Below are 18,617 nucleotides of genomic sequence, written 5' to 3' on the forward strand. Positions count from 1 at the left end.
TCAAGTCCACTTTTGAACCTTTGAGAGCTTCGTCATGCTTCGTCCGTTCCGCTGCCTCGTGCCGGCCCTTGTACTGTTTCTGTCGATAATCGCGCCAAATATGGCCTTGGCGGATGATGCGACGAGTTATCCCATTGTCATCAAACACGCCTTCGGTACGACGACGATTGCGAAGAAGCCGCAGCGCGTCGCCACTGTCGCCTGGGCAAACCACGAGGTGCCGCTGGCGCTCGGCGTCGTGCCTGTCGGTTTCGCCGCCGCCAATTTCGGTGATGATGACGGCGATGGCCTCTTGCCCTGGGTGGCAAAGCAGCTCACCGAACTCAAGGCGGACAAACCGGTTCTGTTTGACGAGGGCGATGGCATCGATTTCGAGGCGGTGGCGGCAACGCAGCCGGATGTCATTCTCGCGGCCTATTCCGGTCTCAGCCAGTCTGACTACGATACGCTGAGCCAGATCGCGCCTGTGGTCGCCTATCCCGTTTCCCCGTGGGCGACGGACTGGCGCGAGATGATCCGGCTGAACAGCGCCGGCCTTGGCATGGCTGCGGAAGGTGAAGCGTTGATCAAACGCATCGAAGGCGAAATTGCCGAGGTGGTCGCTGGCCATCCGCAGTTGAAGGGCAAGTCGGCAATGTTCGTTACCCATCTCGACGCTACCAATCTCAGCGTCGTCAATTTTTACACCGCCAATGACAGCCGGGTGAAGTTTTTCGCCGATCTCGGGCTTGCCTCGCCGAAAAGCGTCGTGGAAGCAACGAAGCCGGGACAATTCGCCGCCGGCGTCAGCGCCGAGCGTGTCGATGCCTTCGACGATGTCGATATTGTCGTGACCTATGGCAGCAAGCCGCTGTTCGATGCCATGCGCGCCGATCCACTTTTGGCCCGCATGCCGGCCGTTTCCCATGATGCCATCGTCATGCTGGGGCGCGATCCGCTCGGAACAGCGTCCAATCCCACGCCGCTGTCGATTTCCTGGGTGCTGAAGGACTATGTCGATCTACTAGCGAAAGCGGCTGACAAATCCGCCGGGAAACCGCAATGACAAAGCCTGGGGCCGACAGCGCTCCCACCCTGCCATATGCCGGCCGCTCCGGCCGCAGGCGCATGTTCTGGCTTGGCATCGTGCTGGCGCTTCTCGCAGCCCTTTGCGCGCTTTCGGTCGCCATCGGCACGCGTGACGTATCGCTGGCCGATGTTACGGCGGCGCTTGCCGGCCGGGTCGAAACGGTTGCGGAAGCGGCCGTCGCGGTCCGCCTGCCGCGCACGGTGCTTGCGCTTCTGGCCGGGGCCGCGCTCGGTCTGGCGGGAGCCATCATGCAGGGCGTCACCCGCAATCCGCTGGCCGATCCCGGCATTCTCGGCGTTAATATGGGTGCGTCGCTCGCCGTCGTCATTGCCATCGTCTGGTTCGGCATTGCGTCTTCGCAGGCCTTCATCATTGCCGCCATCATCGGTGCTGGTCTCTCGGCCGTCTTTGTTTATGTCGTCGGTTCGCTGGGGCGGGGCGGGGCCACGCCACTGAAACTGGCGCTTGCCGGTGCCGCCACAGCCGTCGCCTTCTCCTCACTGGTCATCGCCGTGGTGCTGCCGCGCAGCGATATTGCCGGTGGCATTCGCGCCTGGCAGATCGGCGGTGTCGGCGGCGCGACCTTCGAGCGCATCGAGACCGTTCTACCGTTTCTGGCCGCGGGTTTCGCCATCAGTCTGCTTTCGGCGCGCAGGCTGAATTCGCTGGCGCTGGGTGACGAGCTCGCCGCCGGCCTTGGTGAAAACGTTGCTGTCGCCAGAGCCGTGGCCTCTTTCGGCGCCATTCTGCTCTGCGGTGCGGCCACAGCCATCTGCGGGCCAATCGGCTTTGTCGGGCTGGTGGTGCCGCATCTGTGCCGCCTGCTTGTTGGTGTCGACAATCGCTGGCTGCTGCCGTTTTCAGCGCTCGGCGGCGCCTCCCTGCTGCTTGCCGCCGATATTGTCGGCCGCATCGTCGCACGACCGTCGGAACTTGATGTCGGCATCGTTACCGCGCTGGTCGGCGCACCGTTCTTCATCTGGATCGTCAGACGCCAGCGGGTGCGCGAACTATGACCATGCACGCTGCCGTCATCGACACACTGGTTTTCAACCGACACGCCCGGCAGCGCCGGCGCCGCCTTGTCATTGCCGTCCTGTCGCTCCTGCTGATTGCCGCATTCGCCCTGACGCTGATGCTGGGGCAATCCTTTACGCCGCCCGGTGAGGTGATCCGCGTCTTGGCTGGCGAGGATATTGCGGGCGTCAGCTTCACCGTCGGGCAATTGCGCTTGCCACGTGCGCTGCTTTCGGTGCTTGCGGGCTTGAGCTTCGGGCTGGGCGGTGTTGCCTTTCAGATCATGCTGCGCAACCCGCTTGCCAGTCCCGATATTATCGGGATCAGTTCCGGCGCGAGCGCTGCCGCCGTCTTCGCCATCGTCGTGCTGCAGCTGAATGGGCCGCTTGTCTCGGTCTTTGCTGTCATCGCCGGTCTTGGCATCGCGCTGCTGGTCTATCTCCTGTCCTTCCGCAACGGCGTGGCGGGAACACGGCTTATCCTGGTCGGCATCGGCATTTCCGCCATGCTCGAAAGCTTCATCGCCTATATTCTTTCCGTCGCGCCCGCCTGGACGCTGCAGGAGGCGATGCGCTGGCTGACGGGCAGTGTCAACGGCGCCAAACTTGCCCAGACGTCGCCGCTCTTTATCGCGCTCATCCTGTTCGGTGGGCTGCTTTTGAGCCGCGCGCGCGATCTTGAGGCGCTTAGGCTCGGTGATGATGCCGCGGCCGCACTCGGCGTACGGGTTGGGAAAACGCGCATCATCGTCATCATCGCCGCCGTGGGCATGATTGCTTTTGCAACGGCGGTCTCGGGACCTATCGCCTTTGTCGCTTTCCTGTCGGGGCCGATTGCCGCGCGTATCGTCGGCAGCAACGGCTCGCTGCTCGTTCCCGCCGCACTTGTAGGCGCGGTGCTGGTGTTGGTGGGGGATTATTGCGGCCAGTTCCTGCTGCCGGGTCGATACCCGGTCGGCGTCGTTACCGGCGCGCTGGGCGCGCCCTATCTGATTTACCTTATCGTGCGGGTCAACCGCAGCGGAGGCTCGTTATGACCGGCCACTCCCTTTCCGTAAACGGCCTTTCGGCTGGCTATGGCGAAACCCTCATCATCGAAGGGCTCGATCTCGTTGTTCCGCGCGGCAGGATCACGGTCATCGTCGGCGCCAATGCCTGCGGCAAGTCCACACTTCTCCGCAGCATGTCGCGGCTGATCACGCCACGCGCCGGGCAAGTCCTGCTCGATGGCAAGTCGATCCACCGGCTTCCTTCGAAGGAACTGGCGCAGCGTATGGGTCTCCTGCCGCAATCGCCGATCGCGCCGGAGGGCATTGTTGTTGCTGATCTCGTCAGCCGTGGCCGACATCCGCATCATGGAATGTTCGCCCGCTGGTCGCGGCAGGATGACGAGGCGGTTGCCGCAGCCCTTGTCGCCACCGATACGGTTGACCTTGCCGAGCGGCCGGTGGATGAACTGTCGGGCGGCCAGCGGCAACGCGTCTGGATCGCCATGGCGCTTGCCCAGCAGACCGATATATTGCTGCTGGACGAGCCCACAACCTTTTTGGATATCAGCCATCAGGTCGAAGTGCTGGATCTTCTGACGGACCTTAACCACGCCCGGGAGACCACCATCGTCATGGTGCTGCACGATCTCAATCTCGCAGCCCGTTATGCCGATCATCTCGTGGCCATGAGGGACGGAAAGCTGCATGTCTGCGGCACGCCGGAAGAGGTGCTGACGGAAGAGAATGTGCGCCACGTCTTCGGCATCGAAAGCCGGGTCATCGAAGATCCGACCTCCGGCAAGCCGATGATGTTGCCGATCGGGCGGCACCGGGTGGTGGCTGAGGATGTCAGGTGCTGATCATGCCGCCTTGTGTTTGCTGGTGAGCTGAAAACCCAGGGAGTTGAGGACGGCGATCGTCGTTTCAAGCGTCGGATTTCCCGCTTCGCTGAGCGACTTGTAAAGATGCTCTCTGGCAAGTCCGGTTTCACGCGCGACCTGCGTCATGCCTTTTGCGCGCGCGATGACACCAAGCGCATTTGCAATGTATGCCGCATCATTGGTTGCGAACGCATCCTCCAGAAACACCTCAATGGCTTCATCGCTCCTGAGGTGTTCGGCGGGATCAAAGTTCGTGAATTTCTCACTCATCGTCATCACTCCACTGCGCCGCAATCTGCCTTGCGGCTTTGATATCCTTCTCCTGGGTGCTTTTGTCCCCGCCACAAAGGAGAACGATAATGACATCGCCTGACCTTACGAAATAAACCCGATAGCCAGGCCCATAATGGATGCGCAATTCGCTGATGCCATCGCCAACGGGAGCGACGTCGCCTGCATGACCAAAGGAAAGCCTGTTCAGGCGGGACGTAATCAGAGCCTTGCCCCGTTCATCCTTCAGTTTGCCAAACCATTTTTGAAATGTTGCAGATTGCTTTAGCTGCATTGTAATCGAGACTGTAATTTATAAGTTACAAAATGTGAAGGCAGAATATTGAAAACCGAAATCGGGTAGGTGAATGATGCTGCCGGTCTGGCAGCACACCAAGGCTGCCGGACTGTAGCAATAAGCCGCTGACGTTACAGCCTTATGCCAAGACGTCACGGCCAGGCCGCATAGGATGGCGGCGGCACGTTCTGCATCCGCATTGCGGCCCGGCGGAAACGTCCGGGAGACGTGCCCTCGTTGCGGGTGAAGAAGCGATTGAAATAGCCGGGGTCCTGAAACCCCAATCGAAACGCGATTTCAGCAACTTGCAGCGATGAGTTGAGAAGAAGGTCGCGCGCTTCGGACAGCAGTTCCCGGTGAATATAGGCCTGCGGCGAAAGCCCTGTGGCCTTGCGCACCGCAAATCCCAGGCGTTCACGGTTCACGCTCAGATATCTGGCATAATCGTCCACGCCCCATTGGTCGCGCTTGTGCTGGCTCACCAGCAGGACGAACCGTTCGGTAAGGCTGCCGGGGGTGGAGATGGCGGCGGCAATATCGGCGATGGCGTGCTGGCAGATGCGGATGAGGGTAACACAGAGCAGGCTGGCGATGATCGTGTCCGAACCGGTCGTTGCGCGGACGTTTTCGCTGGCGATGGTCTCGAGATAACCCGCCAGCTCCTGCCGGTCCTTTTCCGCTGGCACCTGCGTCAGAACACGCTGCAATATGTTGCGCACGGCGCTGGCGCTCGTGCCGGTGGGCATCGCATGGGCAAGCCCGATTTCGCTCGTCCTCAGCAGCGATCCACGGCTTCCGGCATTCAGCCGCAGGCGGCCGGCGGGGCCGCTGGGCAGCCAGACGAGCCCCGGTGCTACGACCGGCAGCGTCTTTTCACCTTGTATGATTTCCGCTTCCCCGGCGGAAAGGAGAAGCAGATGGGCGTTGTCCGATTCCAGCCGCAACTCCGATACGCGCAATGACGAGGAGAGGGTGCGTGCGGTTATCTCAGCGCGATTGCCGGCAATCTGGCTTTGCAGCGGCATTCAACCTCCAAAAGTACAATAATGCGCTACACTAGTGCATTTTATATGCGGCTGTCATTGCTAAACTTTGCTCAGCGCAGGGGAAAACCTTGAGGAGAACGGCAACCCCGATAAGGCGCTTTGGGAGGAACATCATGAATAGTCTGAAGCGCAGAACGCTGTTCTGCCTGCTCTCCGGTGCTGCCCTGTCGGCGGTATCTTTCGGTTTTGCCAATGCGCAGGACCGCACATCGGTGAAGATCGGTTATGCCGTTTCAAAAAGCGGCGCCAATGCCACGGGTGCTGGCATCACCACCATTCCAAACTACAAATTATGGGTGAAGGAGGTCAACGATGCCGGCGGCCTCACTTTACCGGATGGCAAGCGCCTGCCGGTGGAAGTGGTCGAATATGACGACCGTTCCTCGGCCGAGGATGCGGTGCGGTTCACCGAGCGTCTGGCCAGCCAGGACAAGGTCGATTTCATTCTGCCGCCATGGGGCACGGGCTTCAATCTGGCCGTCGCACCGCTTTATGAGCGCTTCGGTTATCCGCAGCTAGCGGTCACAGGCGTGACCGACAAGGCGCCCGAATTTGCCGCGCGCTGGAAGAAGAGCTTCTGGATGCTGGGCGGCGGCCATGATTATGCCAATGCGCTGGCCGACGTTTTGAAAGCCGCGCGCGAGGCCGGCCAGATCAACGACAAGGTCGCGGTGATTTCCGTGGCTGACGGTTTCGGCATCGATCTCATCAAGGCTGCGCGACCGGCGCTGAAGGAAGCGGGTTTCACACTCGCCTATGACAAGACCTATCCGGTCGGCACTTCGGATTTCGCAGCGCTGGTGAACGAGGCGGCGTCGAGCGGTGCCGACAGCTTCATCGCCTTTTCCTATCCGCCCGACAGTTTTGCGGTGACGAAACAGGCGCAGACGGCCCGGTTTAACCCGAAGCTTCTTTATGTCGGCGTCGGCGGTGCTTTCCCGATCTTCCCAAAGGTCTCCGATGGCAAGCAGGAGGGCGTGATCAGTATCGGTGGCGTTGATGGCAGCAGCGACAAGATCGAGGATTATTTCAAGCGCCACGAGGCCTTCATCGGCGCCAAGCCGGACAGCTGGGCAAGCGCCATCACCTATGCGAGCCTCGAAATGCTGGCCCAGTCCGTTCAACGCGTCGGCCTCGACAAGGCGGCGGTGGCAAATGAACTTTCGACGGGAAGCTTCGACACCGTCATCGGCCCGGTCAAGCTTGAAGACAACCAGCTTCGGCAGCTTTGGTGGGCGGGGCAATGGCAGGGTGACCGCTTTGTGGCGATTGCGCCGGCAGACCGTTCAGGCGTGGCAAAGCCAGTCATTCCGAAGCCGCAATGGTGAGCCTTTGCCGGCCGGGGCCGTGAACCCCGGCCGGCAGGCTTCGGCCATATTCCAGACTGGAGACATTCCCTTGTTTTTATCCACCCTCATCTTCGGCTTGATGCTGGGAGGGACCTATGCGCTGATCGCGCTTGGACTTTCGCTGCAATATGGCATTGCCCGCATCATGAACCTTGCTTATGGCGAAGTGCTGATTGCGGCTGCCTTCATCGCCTTCGTGCTGTTTTCCAGCTATGGACTGTCGCCGCTCTGGTCGCTGTTCATCATCGTGCCGCTCGGTTACGCCCTGTCTTTCGTGATCTATCGGGTCATGATGCGGCCGCTGGTGCGCCGTTCGGGCGGCTCCGGCCGTCTGGAAGTTGATTCCATTCTGGCGACCTTCGGGCTGCTCTTCGTTATCCAGGGCATCATGCTCGTGGCGTTTGGCGGCAACTACCATTCCTATTCCTATCTCGCCGAAGGTGTCGACATCTTCGGCACGACCGTGGCGCTGAACCGGCTCTTGTCCTTCGGCCTGTCGGTCGCGATCGGTGGCGGGCTTTATCTGGCGCTCACCCACAGCCGCTGGGGTCTCAACCTGCGGGCGGTGGCGCTTGCGCCCAAATCCGCGCCGCTGGTCGGTATCGATGTGAACCGTGTGGCTTCGATCGGCTTTGCCCTTGGCGGCGCACTCGCCGTGGCAGGTGGGGTGATGATCTCGATGTACCAGACCTTTTCCGCCTCCTATGGCGTGGTCTTCACCATGAAGGCGCTTGTCGTCGTCATCATGGGCGGTGTCGGCAATCTGCTTGGCGCGCTGGTGGCCGGTCTGCTGCTCGGCCTCGTGGAAACTTTCGTGCTCGTTTATGTCGATCCCGGCCTCACGCTTGCCGCCACCTATCTGCTTTTCCTCGTGGTGCTGCTCTGGCGTCCGGAAGGCATTTTCGCAAGGAGGGGCAAATGATCCCGCTTCTCATTGGCCTTGCCGCAGCCGCGCTGCTGGCGCTTTCCCCCTTCTTTTTTGATGCCTATGGCGTCGGCGTCATCATCGGCCTTCTCGGTTATGCGACGCTCGCCTCCGCCTGGGCGATGTTCTCCGGCCCGACCCGTTATATTTCGCTCGCCACCGTCGCCTTCTTCGGTGTCGGGGCCTATACGGTCGCGGTGCTGAGCGAAGTTTTGCCATGGCCGCTCGTGCTTCTGTGCGCGGCCCTTGTCGGCGCGGCGCTGGCGCTTGTCGTCGGGCTTTCCACACTGCGCGTCGCCGGCATTTATTTCGTGATCTTTTCCTTCGGTCTTGCCGAACTCATCCGCCAGCTCATCACCTGGTATGAGGTGAATGTGACCGGCACGCTCGGGCGCTATATCTTCCTGCCGCTGGAGCCGCAGCATGTGCTCTGGCAATTGCTGGCGCTGGCTGTCATCACCCTCCTGCTGGCAATCCTGATCGACCGCAGCAAGCTCGGACTGGCGTTGAAGGCAATCGGTGACGACGAGGTCGTGGCCGCCCATGCGGGCATTAATCTCGCCCGCACCAAGCTGACGCTCTTCGTGCTTTCCGCCACGATCATCACGCTGGTCGGCGCCATTCAAGCCCCGCGCTGGGTCTATATCGAGCCGGCCATCGTCTTTAATCCGCAGGTCTCGTTCCTCACCGTCATCATGGCGTTGCTTGGCGGAGCCACACGCCGCTGGGGACCCATTCTCGGTGCGGTGCCGCTGTTCCTGCTGTTCGAGTGGCTGGGCGCCAACTTCCCCAACCATTTTTCCATAATTCTCGGCGCTCTCTTCATCCTCATCGTCTTTGTTCTGCCGGATGGCGTGCTGGCGGCACTGGAGAAGCTACGCAAAAAGGAGAAAGCCGCATGAGCGCCGTTCTCGAAATCACCGATATCCGCAAGACCTTCGGCGGGTTGAAGGCGGTGGATGGCCTTGGCCTCACAATCGAGGCCGGCGAAGTCGTCGGGCTGCTCGGGCCGAACGGCTCCGGCAAGACGACGCTGATGAACCTGATCTCCGGGGCGCTGAAGCCCACCGAAGGGTCGATAAGGCTCAAAGGGCAGGAGATTGCCGGCCGGCGGCCGGATGTGATTGCGCGCGCCGGCGTGGCGCGCACCTTCCAGCTCGTGCGGCTTTTGCCATCGCTTTCCCTGCTTGAAAACGTTGCCGTATCGGCCATGTTCGGGCCGAAGCGGCTTTCACGTCCCGATGCGGAGAAGGTCGCGCGCGCCTGCCTCGAAAGAATAGGTCTTGCCGGGCGGGAAACCATGCCGGCCGGCGATCTCACCTATATCGACCAGAAACGGCTGGAACTGGCGCGTGCGCTGGCGGGCGAACCGAAGCTTTTGCTTCTCGACGAATGGCTTGCAGGCCTCAATCCCACGGAGCTGCAGGAAGGAATAGCGCTGATCCGGCGGCTGGCATCGCAGGGTACGACGATCCTGCTGGTCGAACATATCATGGCCGCTGTGCGCGCACTCTGCCCGCGATCCGTGGTCATGGCGGCCGGTCGCAAGATCGCCGATGGGCCGACGGCCGTGGCGCTTGATGATCCGCAGGTCATTTCCGCCTATCTGGGAGCGGCACATGCTTGAAATAGACGCACTGACAATCCGTTATGGCAAACATCTCGCGGTTGACGGCATATCGCTCAATGTTGCCAAGGGCGAAACGGTGGTGCTGCTCGGTGCCAATGGCGCTGGCAAGTCGTCGCTGCTGAAAGCGGTCGGCGGCATGGTGGCTCCGGCCTCCGGCGAAGTGCGCGTCAACGGTTCGTCGCTTGCCGCCGTCCCCGCCCATCAGATCGTGGAGCGGGGCGTGGCGCTGGTGCCGGAGGGACGTGGAATTTTCGCGGCGCTGACGGTGGAGGACAATCTCCGTCTCGGGGCCAATCCCCGCCATGCCCGTTCAGCGGAAAAGGCGACAAGAGAGCATATTTTTGCACTGTTTCCCCGCCTTGCGGAGCGGCGGCAGCAGCTTGCCGGCACCATGTCCGGCGGCGAACAGCAGATGGTCGCCATCGGGCGGGCTTTGATGTCGGCGCCGGATTATCTGCTGCTGGATGAGCCGAGCCTTGGCCTTGCGCCCATCGTCACGCAGGAACTTTTTGCCGCCCTGGCGGAGATCAAGAAGAGCGGCCTTTCCATTCTGCTTGTGGAGCAGAATGTGCGCGAAAGCCTTGCGCTTGCCGATCGCGGTTATTTGCTGGAAGCAGGACGGATCGTCGGGGCAGGCACGGCTGAGGCCCTGTCCGCCGATCCCGCCGTGCAACGGGCGTTTCTCGGCGGCACCACCGCCGCCATTGTCTGAACTCAGGAGAAAGACCATGCAGACTGTCAATCTTTTCATCGGCGGCGATCATTGCCCGGCCGCGAGCGGCAAGCGTTTCGAACGCAGCAACCCCATCACCGGCGATGTGGCGACGAGTGCTGCGGCAGCAACGGTGGAGGACGCCACCCGTGCGGCCGATGCCGCGGCCGCTGCCTTTCCCGTCTGGTCGGCAACCCCGCCCGGTGAACGCCGCCGCCTGCTCCTGGCTGCCGCGCAGGCGCTTCTCGCCGCCGGGCCTGACATTACCCAGGCGATGAAGGAAGAAATTGGCGCGACCGATGCCTGGGCCGGGTTCAACGTCAAACTGGCGAGCGACATGCTGGTGGAGGCGGCAAGCCTGACCACCCAGATCAAGGGCGAGATCATTCCCTCCAACCGTCCGGGAACCATGGCAATGGCATTGCGTCAGCCGGCAGGTGTTGTCCTGTCCATGGCGCCATGGAATGCGCCTGTTATTCTCGGTGTGCGCTCCATCGCCACGCCACTTGCCTGCGGCAATACGGTTGTCATGAAGACTTCGGAACTTTGCCCGCGCACCCATGCGCTGATCATCGAAGCCGTCGCTTCGGCCGGTCTGCCCAAGGGCGTGCTCAACGCCGTCTCCAATGCGCCGGAAGATGCCGCTAAGATCGTCGATACGCTGATCGCGCATCCCGCCGTCAGACGCGTGAATTTCACCGGCTCGACCCGCGTCGGCCGGGTGATTGCCGAAACCGCCGGCCGTTATCTGAAACCCGCTTTGCTGGAGCTTGGCGGCAAGGCGCCGTTCATCGTGCTTGATGATGCCGATATCGATGCGGCTGTCGCGGCTGCTGCCTTCGGCGCTTATATGAACCAGGGCCAGATCTGCATGTCGACGGAGCGCATCATCGTGCTCGACAGCGTTGCCGATACATTTGTGGAGGCCTTCGCCAAAAAAGCTTCGAGCCTCAAGGCTGGCGATCCGCGCGAGGGCAAAACACCGCTCGGCTCGCTGGTCAGCGCCGAAGCGACATCGCGCATCCGGGCGCTGGTGGATGATGCCGTTTCCAAGGGGGCGCGGCTGGTCGCGGGCGGCGGCGGCAATGGCACGATGGTGGATGCGATCGCCGTCGATGGCGTCACGCCCGCCATGCGGCTTTATGCGGAGGAAAGCTTCGGTCCCGTCGTCTCCATCATCCGGGCCGGCAGCATCGACGAGGCGGTGAGCATCGCCAACGAAACCGAGTTCGGTCTTTCCGCGGCGATTTTCGGCAGGGATCAGGCACGGGCGCTTGCCATTGCCGCCCGCATCGAAAGCGGCATATGCCACATCAACGGCCCGACTGTTCACGATGAGGCGCAGATGCCTTTCGGCGGCGTCAAGGCCTCCGGATACGGCCGTTTTGGCGGTACGGCGGGCATTGCGGAATTCACCGAGCTACGCTGGGTCACGTTGCAGGATGGGCCGCTGCATTATCCCATCTGAACCGCAAACGGTATGGGCTGGCGGGCGGCGTCATCGCCGCTCGTCGATCAGCCAGCCGGTGAGTTTTCTTACCGCACTGTCGCTGCTTTTCGGCCGTATCAGCCAGTAACCGCGTCCCGGTGCATCGAGGCTCGGGCCTGCCGTCACCAGCACGCCGGCCTCCAGCAACGGATCGACCAGTCCGGCCCAGCCGAGCGCGAAACCCTGTTCGCCAATGGTTGCCTGCACCACCATGGTGTAATTGTTGAAGCTGATATCGCCGCCATCATGCTCGGCAACGCGATGCACGCCGAAATGCTTGAAATAGGCAGCCCAGTCGAACCAGTGCGCCTGCGAGGTGTTTTCGAGGTGGATGAGTTTATGGCGTGAAAAATCAGCGACACCTGCCGGTGCCGGCGTTTCCGCCAGGAGCGCCGGCGAGCAGACCGGTGTGACCTTTTCCGAAAGCAGCAATACCGCTCCTTCGCCCGCCTCCTGCCGCGTGCCGAAAATCACCATCACGTCGCTGTCGTGTTTGCCTTGGCCAAGCGGATCCTGCGTGGCGACGATCTGGATGTTGATGTCCGGGTTGAGCGCGCGAAAACCATGCATGCGCGGGATGAGCCACAGGGACGAGAAGGCATAGTCCGTGTGCAGACGGATGGTCTGCCGCTCCTCCGTCCGGCGAAGCTGCTGCGCCAGAAGGTCGATAGCGTCGACATTGCGCGAGACGATCTCGAACAGCCTCTGACCCTCCGTCGTCAGTTCGATGCCGCGATGTCTGCGCTGCACGAGCGCCACGCCCAGTTCCTCCTCCAGCCGGCGAATCTGATAGCTGACCGCCGGCTGGGTCAGCCGCAGGGATGCAGCCGCCGCCGTCAGGCTGCCGCGGCGGGCAACCTCGGTGAAAATTCGCATCCATCCCAGATCAAGCGGCCGGTCTGACATTAAAATTCCTTATATCAACTATCGAAAAATACCCGCTTCACAGGCAAAAGCAACGTGGTGTTCAATAAACTGGATTGATAAAAGGGGAGCCGCAATGAAAACCATTTCTCATCTGCATCGCATCGCCGCCGGTCTTATTCTGTCCGTGGCGGCCTTCTCCACCCCGCTTCAGGCGGCTGATGACGCGGCCTGCAAGACGATCCGTCTCAGCGATCCCGGCTGGACCGACATCACCGCCACCAATGGCGTCGCCTCCGTGCTGCTCGATGCCTTGGGTTATGAGGCTGACGTCAAGACACTGTCGGTGCCGATCGGTTATCAGGCGATGAAAAACGGCGAGATCGACGTTTTCCTCGGCAACTGGATGCCGGCGCAGAAATCCTTCGTGGACGATCTGAATGCCGCCAAGGCGGCCGAGGTGATGACGAAGAACCTCGAAGGCGCAAAGTTCACATTGGCAGTACCGGCCTATATGGCGGAAAAGGGCGTCAAGGATTTTGCCGATCTCGCCAAACATGCAGATGAATTCGAAAGCAAGATTTACGGCATCGAGCCGGGCGCACCGGCCAACCAGAATATTCAGAAGATCATCGACGCCGATGATTTCGGCCTGAAGGGCTGGCAACTCGTCGAATCCGGCGAGCAGGCCATGCTGGCGCAGGTGGAAAGGGCGGGCAGGGACAAGAAGGCGGTGGTCTTCCTCGCCTGGGCGCCGCATCCGATGAATGAGAAGATCGATATCGCCTATCTCTCCGGCGGTGATGCCTATTTCGGTCCGAATTTCGGCGGCGCGGAAGTTTATACGCTCGCCCGCACCGGTTGGCCGCAGCAATGCCCGAATGCGGCGACGTTGTTCAAGAACCTGAAATTCGATATCGGCATGGAAAATACCCTGATGGGCTCCATTCTCGGTGGCGAGGATTCGAAGGCGGCGGCAGCGGCCTGGCTGAAAGCCAATCCAAAAGCGCTGGATGGCTGGCTTCAGGGCGTTACCACGCTGGATGGCAAACCTGGTGCGGACGCCGTCAAAGGCAAGCTTGGTCTCTAAGCCGGAAAGTGGAAATGCCGCGTCCCAATATCCTGATCCTGATGGCCGACCAGTTCAACGGGACTTTTTTTCCCGATGGCCCGGCCGATTTCCTCCACGCGCCCCATCTCAAAACACTGGCGAAGCGGTCCGTCCGCTTCGCCAACACCTATACGGCAAGCCCGCTCTGCGCGCCGGCCCGCGCCTCCTTTATGTCCGGGCAATTGCCGAGCCGCACGCGGGTTTACGACAATGCCGCCGAATTTGCTTCCGATATTCCGACCTATGCGCACCACCTGCGGGCGGCGGGTTATTACACCGGCCTTTCAGGAAAGATGCATTTCGTCGGCCCGGACCAGCTGCATGGCTTCGAGGAGCGGCTGACGACGGATATCTATCCCGCCGATTTCGGCTGGACACCCGATTATACCAAGCCGGGTGAGCGGATCGACTGGTGGTATCACAATCTCGGCTCGGTGACTGGCGCAGGTGTCGCCGAAATCACCAACCAGATGGAGTATGACGACGAGGTGGCCTATAACGCCACCCGCAAGCTTTACGACCTGTCGCGCCGCCTTGACGACCGGCCGTGGTGCCTGACAGTCAGCTTCACCCACCCGCACGACCCCTATGTGGCGCGGCGCAAATTCTGGGACCTCTATGAAGACTGCCCGGCGCTCGACCCAGAGACGGAAGCGCTTTCCTTCGATGAACACGACCCGCATTCGAAGCGGTTGCTGGAAGCCTGCGATTACGGGGCGTTCGAGATCACAGGTGAGCAGATACGCCGGGCACGGCGCGGTTATTTCGCCAATATCTCCTATATCGACGAAAAGGTCGGCGAAATCCTCGAGGTTCTGAAGGCGACGCGGATGGAGGAGGACACGATCATCCTCTTCCTGTCAGATCATGGCGATATGCTGGGTGAGCGTGGCCTGTGGTTCAAGATGTGTTTCTTCGAGGGGTCCGCCCGTGTGCCGCTGATGGTGGCCGCACCCGGCTGGCAGCCGGCTTTGATCGATGCCCCTGTCTCGACACTCGATGTCACGCCGACGCTGTGTGGACTTGCCGGGCTTGATATTACGTCACTCAAACGCTGGACGGATGGCGAGTATCTGGCGGCGTTGGCCAAGGGAACCGGCGGGCGTGGCCCGGTGCCGATGGAATATGCCGCAGAAGGCTCCATCGCACCGCTCGTCGCCATCAGGGACGGCCGCTACAAGCTGTCGGTCTGCGAGGCTGATCCGCCGTTGCTCTATGATCTCGAGGCTGATCCGGAAGAGCGCACCAACCTTGCCGGCGATCCCGCTTTCAGCGATGTACTCTCATTGCTTTCCGCCGAGATTGGCCGGCGTTGGCAATTGCCGGTGTTCGACGCCGCTGTTCGCGAAAGCCAGGCGCGGCGCTGGGTGGTCTACAAGGCGCTGCGCAACGGCGCCTATTATCCGTGGGACTACCAGCCCCTGCAGAAAGCCTCGGAGCGCTATATGCGCAACCACATGGACCTCAACGTGCTGGAGGAAAACCAGCGTTTTCCGCGCGGAGAGTGAAACAGGCGGGATGCCTCAAGCGGCGGCGGTCACCCTTGGTGCACCGCCTGCCGCCTGCACGGCAAGGCTGCCCGCCGCGACCCCGGCTTTGAGGCATCGCTGTTCGTCCTGCTCCTGAAGCCACGCATCAAGAAAACCGGCATTAAAGGCATCGCCGGCGCCGGTCGTATCGACAACCGGGACTTTCTGGGCCGCCACATGCTGCAGCTCCATCCGAGAGGAAACCCACGCGCCCTGCGCGCCGCCTTTCAACGCCACGACGGCAAACGTATCTGCCAGGGCGCGGATCGCGGTTTCCGGGTCAGAATGACCAGTGATCGCTTCGGCCTCTTCGAGATTGGGCAAAAATACGTCGACGCCTGCACAGGCCCTGAGCAGGCCCTTGTCGTAGATCAGCGAAGCATCCCAGCTTGGATCGAGCGACACTGACAACCCGCTCGCCTTGGCGCGCGAGACCAGATCGGGAATCTCATGCAGAGTCGCGAATTCGGCGATGTGCAGATGCCTCGCCCTGTCCCATGCAAAGGCGGCATCCAGCGTTGACGGCCGGGCGGCACCGGCGCGGCGCGTCAAAAATGCCCGGTCCTGACCAACCACTGTCGCGACCGTAACTTGCGGTCCGGCATCTGCCGCATGTTCCAGAAACTGCAGGTCGATACCGCTCTGCGCCATTTTATCGCCGATATCGCGCGAAAACGTATCGGTGCCGAGCCTTGCCAGCAGCGCAACCGGGCGGCCTATATGGGCAAAATGTGCGGCGGCAATGAAGGCGCCGCCGCCGGCGGCAATTTCCATGTCGCGGGCAAACAGTTCCCGGCCGAGCACAGGCAATTCATCGAGCCCGGTGAAAATGAGGTCGCAATAGATCCGGCCGATGCTGATGACGGCTGTTTTTTCTGTTGTCATCATGCGCGGCCCAGAAGCTTTTCCGTTTTCGCATCGAAAAGATAAAGCGAACCTGCTTCCGCCCGGCATTGCAACCGGCTACCGACAACGGGGATGGATTTGCCCCGGGCCGTGGCGATCACCGAGGTGGTGTCGGTATCCAAATGAACGAGCGTCTCCGGCCCGAGCGGCTCGACCGCCGTTACCGTTCCCTCAAGCGTAAACGTTCCCTGGGCAGCGCCGTTCTCGCCGACCAGCAGATCGTGTGGTCGGACGCCGATCAGAAGCTCACCCGTGGCGGAGGGCGCAACGCTGCTGGTTGTTTTGGTCCCTCGCAGCAGGTTCATCGAGGGGCTGCCGATGAAGCGGGCGGTGAAGATATCGACGGGTGTTTCGTAAAGTTCCGTCGGCGTGCCGACCTGCAAGATATGGCCGTCCTTCATCACCACGATACGATCCGCCATGGTCATGGCTTCTACCTGATCATGGGTGACGTAGACGGTTGTCGTCTTAAGACGTTGATGCAAGCGCTTGATTTCAATGCGCATCTGCGATCTCAACTGCGCATCGAGATTGGATAGCGGCTCATCGAACAGGAAGGCTGCGGGATCGCGCACCATGGCGCGGCCGATGGCGACGCGCTGCCGCTGGCCGCCCGACAGGGCCGCGGGACGGCGGTCGAGCAGGGCTTCAAGCCCCAGCACCCGGCCGGCCTCTTCGATGCGCCGGTTCTTTTCCGTCTTGTCGAGCTTTGATGTGTAAAGCCCGAAACCGATATTCTGGCGAACCGTCATATGCGGATAGATCGCATAGTTCTGGAAGACCATGGCGATGTTGCGCTGTTTCGGTTCTTTCTCATTGACGACGTTACCGGCGATCTTGAGCGTACCATCGGAAATCTCCTCCAGCCCGGCGATCATGCGCAGCGTGGTGGATTTGCCGCAGCCGGAAGGGCCGACAAAAACGACGAACTCGCCGTCTTCAATGGCCAGGTCTATGCCTTTGACCGCTTCGACCTTGCCGTAGCGCTTCACGAGTTGATTGAGTTCGATTGTCGCCATTATCGCGCTCCCGTCAGGGCGGTGAATTTCTCTGCCAGTTCGGCGGCTTTTGCTGCTTCGTGATCGGCGAACCGCTGGGCTTCCGTCGCAAAAGCGCCGAGCCTGTCGCGATATTCCGCAATCGCTTCCCGCATGCGTTCAGGCGCCGGGCCGCCAAAACGGCCGCGCACGGCGACAAAGTGCTCCGGCGAGACGATCTGCCTGAATTTGTCCTCGTTGATGCCGGTTTCGCGTCCCGTCAGTTCACTGAATGCCTTGAGGAACGGCTGGTATCCGTCATTCGGCAGATCCCCCTTCAAGGCGACGACGCTTTTGGCGACGGTCGCGGCAATTTCATGCGCCTGGCGGAACGACAGGTCTTCAATGCGGACAAGCGAATCCGCCAGTTCCGTGATGGTGATGCAGGATCGGCGGATATTCTGGTCGACCCTTTCAGGATCGATGCTGATCTGGCCAACGAGGCTGGCGAGCAGATCGAGAACCCGACCGGCAGAAGTGAAGGCCTCGTAACCCATGCCCTGCGTTTCGCCCTCGCTGTCATTCATGTCGGTGAAGGGCGTATTGTGCATCACATCCAGCACGGTCCGCGCCCGGCCGAAGGTCTGGCTGGCGAGGTGGCGCAGATGCTCGATCGGCACCGGGTTGCGTTTCTGCGGCATGATCGAGGAAATCTGCACCAGCGAATTCGGCACGTAGATCTGGCCGACCTCAAAACTCGTCCAGAACTGGAAATCCTGAATGAGCCGGCCGAGATGCAGGAACATCAGTTCGATCGCGCCATAGGTTGCCGTCGTATAATCCACCGCGGCGATGCAGGAATAGGAATTGCGTAAGGGTGCGGCAAAGCCCAGCAATTCGGCAACGCGCGCCCGATCGATGGGAAAGCCCGAGGTCGTGATGGCGGCAGCGCCCATCGGCGAAAGATCGACGATGCGGCGGGCCTCCGCAAAGCGGTCGATATCCCGGATCAACACTTCGATGGCGGCAGAAAGGTAATGGCCGAAGGTGGTGGGCTGGGCCGGCTGCCCATGCGTATAGGCCACGATGAGCGTTGATTGGTTACGCTCGGCGGCATCGATCAGCGCTTTCAGCAGAACACGCGCCTTGGCGGTGAGCGTGTCGATCTTGTCCTTCAGGCCGATCTTGAACAGCGTGTGATCGATATCGTTACGCGAACGGGCCGTGTGCAGGCGACCGGCGACATCGACGCCGATGCGGGCTTTCAGCTCCTTCTCGATCAGGAAGAAGAAATCCTCGACTTCGCCGGTATAGACGAGCTTGGAGGGCTCGATGGTCCTGTCGATATCCTCAAGCGCGCCGGCGATCTTGGCCGCTGTTTCGGCATCGAGAATGCCTGTCTCGCGCAGCATGACCAGATGAGCGCGGTCTATGCGGCGGAAGCCGTCGACATGGTGGTTCTTGGCGCCGTCGAAAAGCGGGCGCAGCACGGTTTCCTTGTAGACGGGGTCGGGAAACTTGCTGGTATCCGACTGGCGCGGGTTGATATCGGCCAT

Annotated in this window: 19 protein-coding genes; 12 read left to right on the forward strand and 7 right to left on the reverse strand. The window is 61.3% G+C overall.

The features are described from left to right. Window positions 1-34 precede the first annotated feature (34 nt). The 4 genes from PL640_RS19130 to PL640_RS19145 are packed head-to-tail and all read left to right on the forward strand — an operon-like array spanning window position 35 to window position 3,934. On the forward strand, window positions 35-1,045 hold the full coding sequence (locus PL640_RS19130) for an iron-siderophore ABC transporter substrate-binding protein (protein ID WP_271363085.1): 1,011 nt from the start codon (window positions 35-37) through the stop codon (window positions 1,043-1,045). After that, window positions 1,042-2,085: a FecCD family ABC transporter permease gene (locus tag PL640_RS19135; RefSeq protein ID WP_271363087.1), complete on the forward strand. Its 1,044-nt coding sequence runs from the start codon at window positions 1,042-1,044 to the stop codon at window positions 2,083-2,085. The genes PL640_RS19130 and PL640_RS19135 overlap by 4 nt, the downstream gene beginning before the upstream one ends. Beyond that, window positions 2,082-3,122: a FecCD family ABC transporter permease gene (locus tag PL640_RS19140; RefSeq protein WP_271363088.1), complete on the forward strand. Its 1,041-nt coding sequence runs from the start codon at window positions 2,082-2,084 to the stop codon at window positions 3,120-3,122. The genes PL640_RS19135 and PL640_RS19140 overlap by 4 nt, the downstream gene beginning before the upstream one ends. Further along, window positions 3,119-3,934, forward strand: a complete 816-nt coding sequence (locus PL640_RS19145) for an ABC transporter ATP-binding protein (RefSeq protein WP_271363089.1) — start codon at window positions 3,119-3,121, stop codon at window positions 3,932-3,934. Before PL640_RS19140 ends, PL640_RS19145 begins: the two co-directional genes overlap by 4 nt. Here the strand turns inward: PL640_RS19145 and PL640_RS19150 are convergent, their stop codons facing one another. From PL640_RS19150 to PL640_RS19160, 3 genes are all read right to left on the reverse strand, one after another. Continuing rightward, window positions 3,935-4,225: an addiction module antidote protein gene (locus PL640_RS19150; RefSeq protein ID WP_269709214.1), complete on the reverse strand. Its 291-nt coding sequence runs from the start codon at window positions 4,223-4,225 to the stop codon at window positions 3,935-3,937. It abuts the gene before it with no gap. After that, window positions 4,218-4,520 carry a type II toxin-antitoxin system RelE/ParE family toxin gene (locus PL640_RS19155; RefSeq protein WP_271363090.1) on the reverse strand — a complete coding sequence of 101 codons (303 nt, stop codon included), beginning with the start codon at window positions 4,518-4,520 and terminating at the stop codon, window positions 4,218-4,220. The genes PL640_RS19150 and PL640_RS19155 overlap by 8 nt, the downstream gene beginning before the upstream one ends. 155 nt (window positions 4,521-4,675) lie before the next feature. Continuing rightward, window positions 4,676-5,548 carry a helix-turn-helix transcriptional regulator gene (locus tag PL640_RS19160; RefSeq protein ID WP_271363091.1) on the reverse strand — a complete coding sequence of 291 codons (873 nt, stop codon included), beginning with the start codon at window positions 5,546-5,548 and terminating at the stop codon, window positions 4,676-4,678. Window positions 5,549-5,682: 134 nt separating this feature from the next. Between PL640_RS19160 and PL640_RS19165 the strand changes: the two genes are divergently transcribed. From PL640_RS19165 to PL640_RS19190, 6 genes are all read left to right on the forward strand, one after another. Further along, window positions 5,683-6,897, forward strand: coding sequence for an amino acid ABC transporter substrate-binding protein (locus PL640_RS19165; RefSeq protein ID WP_271363092.1), 1,215 nt, complete (start codon window positions 5,683-5,685; stop codon window positions 6,895-6,897). Window positions 6,898-6,967: 70 nt separating this feature from the next. Next, window positions 6,968-7,840 (forward strand): branched-chain amino acid ABC transporter permease, encoded by an 873-nt coding sequence (locus PL640_RS19170; protein WP_269709210.1) that lies wholly within the window; start codon window positions 6,968-6,970, stop codon window positions 7,838-7,840. Beyond that, complete coding sequence (locus PL640_RS19175) at window positions 7,837-8,745, forward strand: branched-chain amino acid ABC transporter permease (RefSeq protein WP_003521750.1); 909 nt, start codon at window positions 7,837-7,839, stop codon at window positions 8,743-8,745. Before PL640_RS19170 ends, PL640_RS19175 begins: the two co-directional genes overlap by 4 nt. Then, window positions 8,742-9,470 (forward strand): ABC transporter ATP-binding protein, encoded by a 729-nt coding sequence (locus PL640_RS19180; protein ID WP_271363094.1) that lies wholly within the window; start codon window positions 8,742-8,744, stop codon window positions 9,468-9,470. Before PL640_RS19175 ends, PL640_RS19180 begins: the two co-directional genes overlap by 4 nt. After that, the gene (locus tag PL640_RS19185) at window positions 9,463-10,185 is read left to right on the forward strand and encodes an ABC transporter ATP-binding protein (protein WP_137454067.1); all 723 of its coding nucleotides are present in this window, start codon (window positions 9,463-9,465) and stop codon (window positions 10,183-10,185) included. Before PL640_RS19180 ends, PL640_RS19185 begins: the two co-directional genes overlap by 8 nt. Window positions 10,186-10,201: 16 nt before the next feature. Continuing rightward, window positions 10,202-11,653: an aldehyde dehydrogenase gene (locus PL640_RS19190; protein WP_271363096.1), complete on the forward strand. Its 1,452-nt coding sequence runs from the start codon at window positions 10,202-10,204 to the stop codon at window positions 11,651-11,653. 30 nt (window positions 11,654-11,683) lie between these two features. Here the strand turns inward: PL640_RS19190 and PL640_RS19195 are convergent, their stop codons facing one another. Next, complete coding sequence (locus tag PL640_RS19195) at window positions 11,684-12,580, reverse strand: choline sulfate utilization transcriptional regulator (RefSeq protein ID WP_271363097.1); 897 nt, start codon at window positions 12,578-12,580, stop codon at window positions 11,684-11,686. Window positions 12,581-12,674: 94 nt separating this feature from the next. On the opposite strand from PL640_RS19195, the gene choX reads away from it, so the two are divergent. Together choX and betC are read left to right on the forward strand one after the other, a co-directional pair. After that, on the forward strand, window positions 12,675-13,628 hold the full coding sequence (gene choX, locus PL640_RS19200) for a choline ABC transporter substrate-binding protein (RefSeq protein WP_271363098.1): 954 nt from the start codon (window positions 12,675-12,677) through the stop codon (window positions 13,626-13,628). A gap of 14 nt (window positions 13,629-13,642) precedes the next feature. Continuing rightward, window positions 13,643-15,157, forward strand: coding sequence for a choline-sulfatase (gene betC, locus PL640_RS19205; RefSeq protein WP_271363099.1), 1,515 nt, complete (start codon window positions 13,643-13,645; stop codon window positions 15,155-15,157). 15 nt (window positions 15,158-15,172) lie between these two features. Here betC and PL640_RS19210 read toward each other — a convergent pair whose 3' ends face one another. Genes PL640_RS19210 through argH form a run of 3 tightly spaced genes read right to left on the reverse strand, consistent with a single transcriptional unit; the run spans window position 15,173 to window position 18,617 of the window. Continuing rightward, window positions 15,173-16,066, reverse strand: a complete 894-nt coding sequence (locus PL640_RS19210) for a carbohydrate kinase family protein (RefSeq protein WP_271363100.1) — start codon at window positions 16,064-16,066, stop codon at window positions 15,173-15,175. Continuing rightward, on the reverse strand, window positions 16,063-17,103 hold the full coding sequence (locus PL640_RS19215; protein WP_271363101.1) for an ABC transporter ATP-binding protein: 1,041 nt from the start codon (window positions 17,101-17,103) through the stop codon (window positions 16,063-16,065). The genes PL640_RS19210 and PL640_RS19215 overlap by 4 nt, the downstream gene beginning before the upstream one ends. Beyond that, window positions 17,103-18,617 carry an argininosuccinate lyase gene (argH, locus tag PL640_RS19220; RefSeq protein ID WP_271363103.1) on the reverse strand — a complete coding sequence of 505 codons (1,515 nt, stop codon included), beginning with the start codon at window positions 18,615-18,617 and terminating at the stop codon, window positions 17,103-17,105. Before argH ends, PL640_RS19215 begins: the two co-directional genes overlap by 1 nt.

It is taken from the genome of Agrobacterium sp. ST15.16.024, assembly GCF_027956545.1.
GTDB classification, from domain to species: domain Bacteria; phylum Pseudomonadota; class Alphaproteobacteria; order Rhizobiales; family Rhizobiaceae; genus Agrobacterium; species Agrobacterium cucumeris.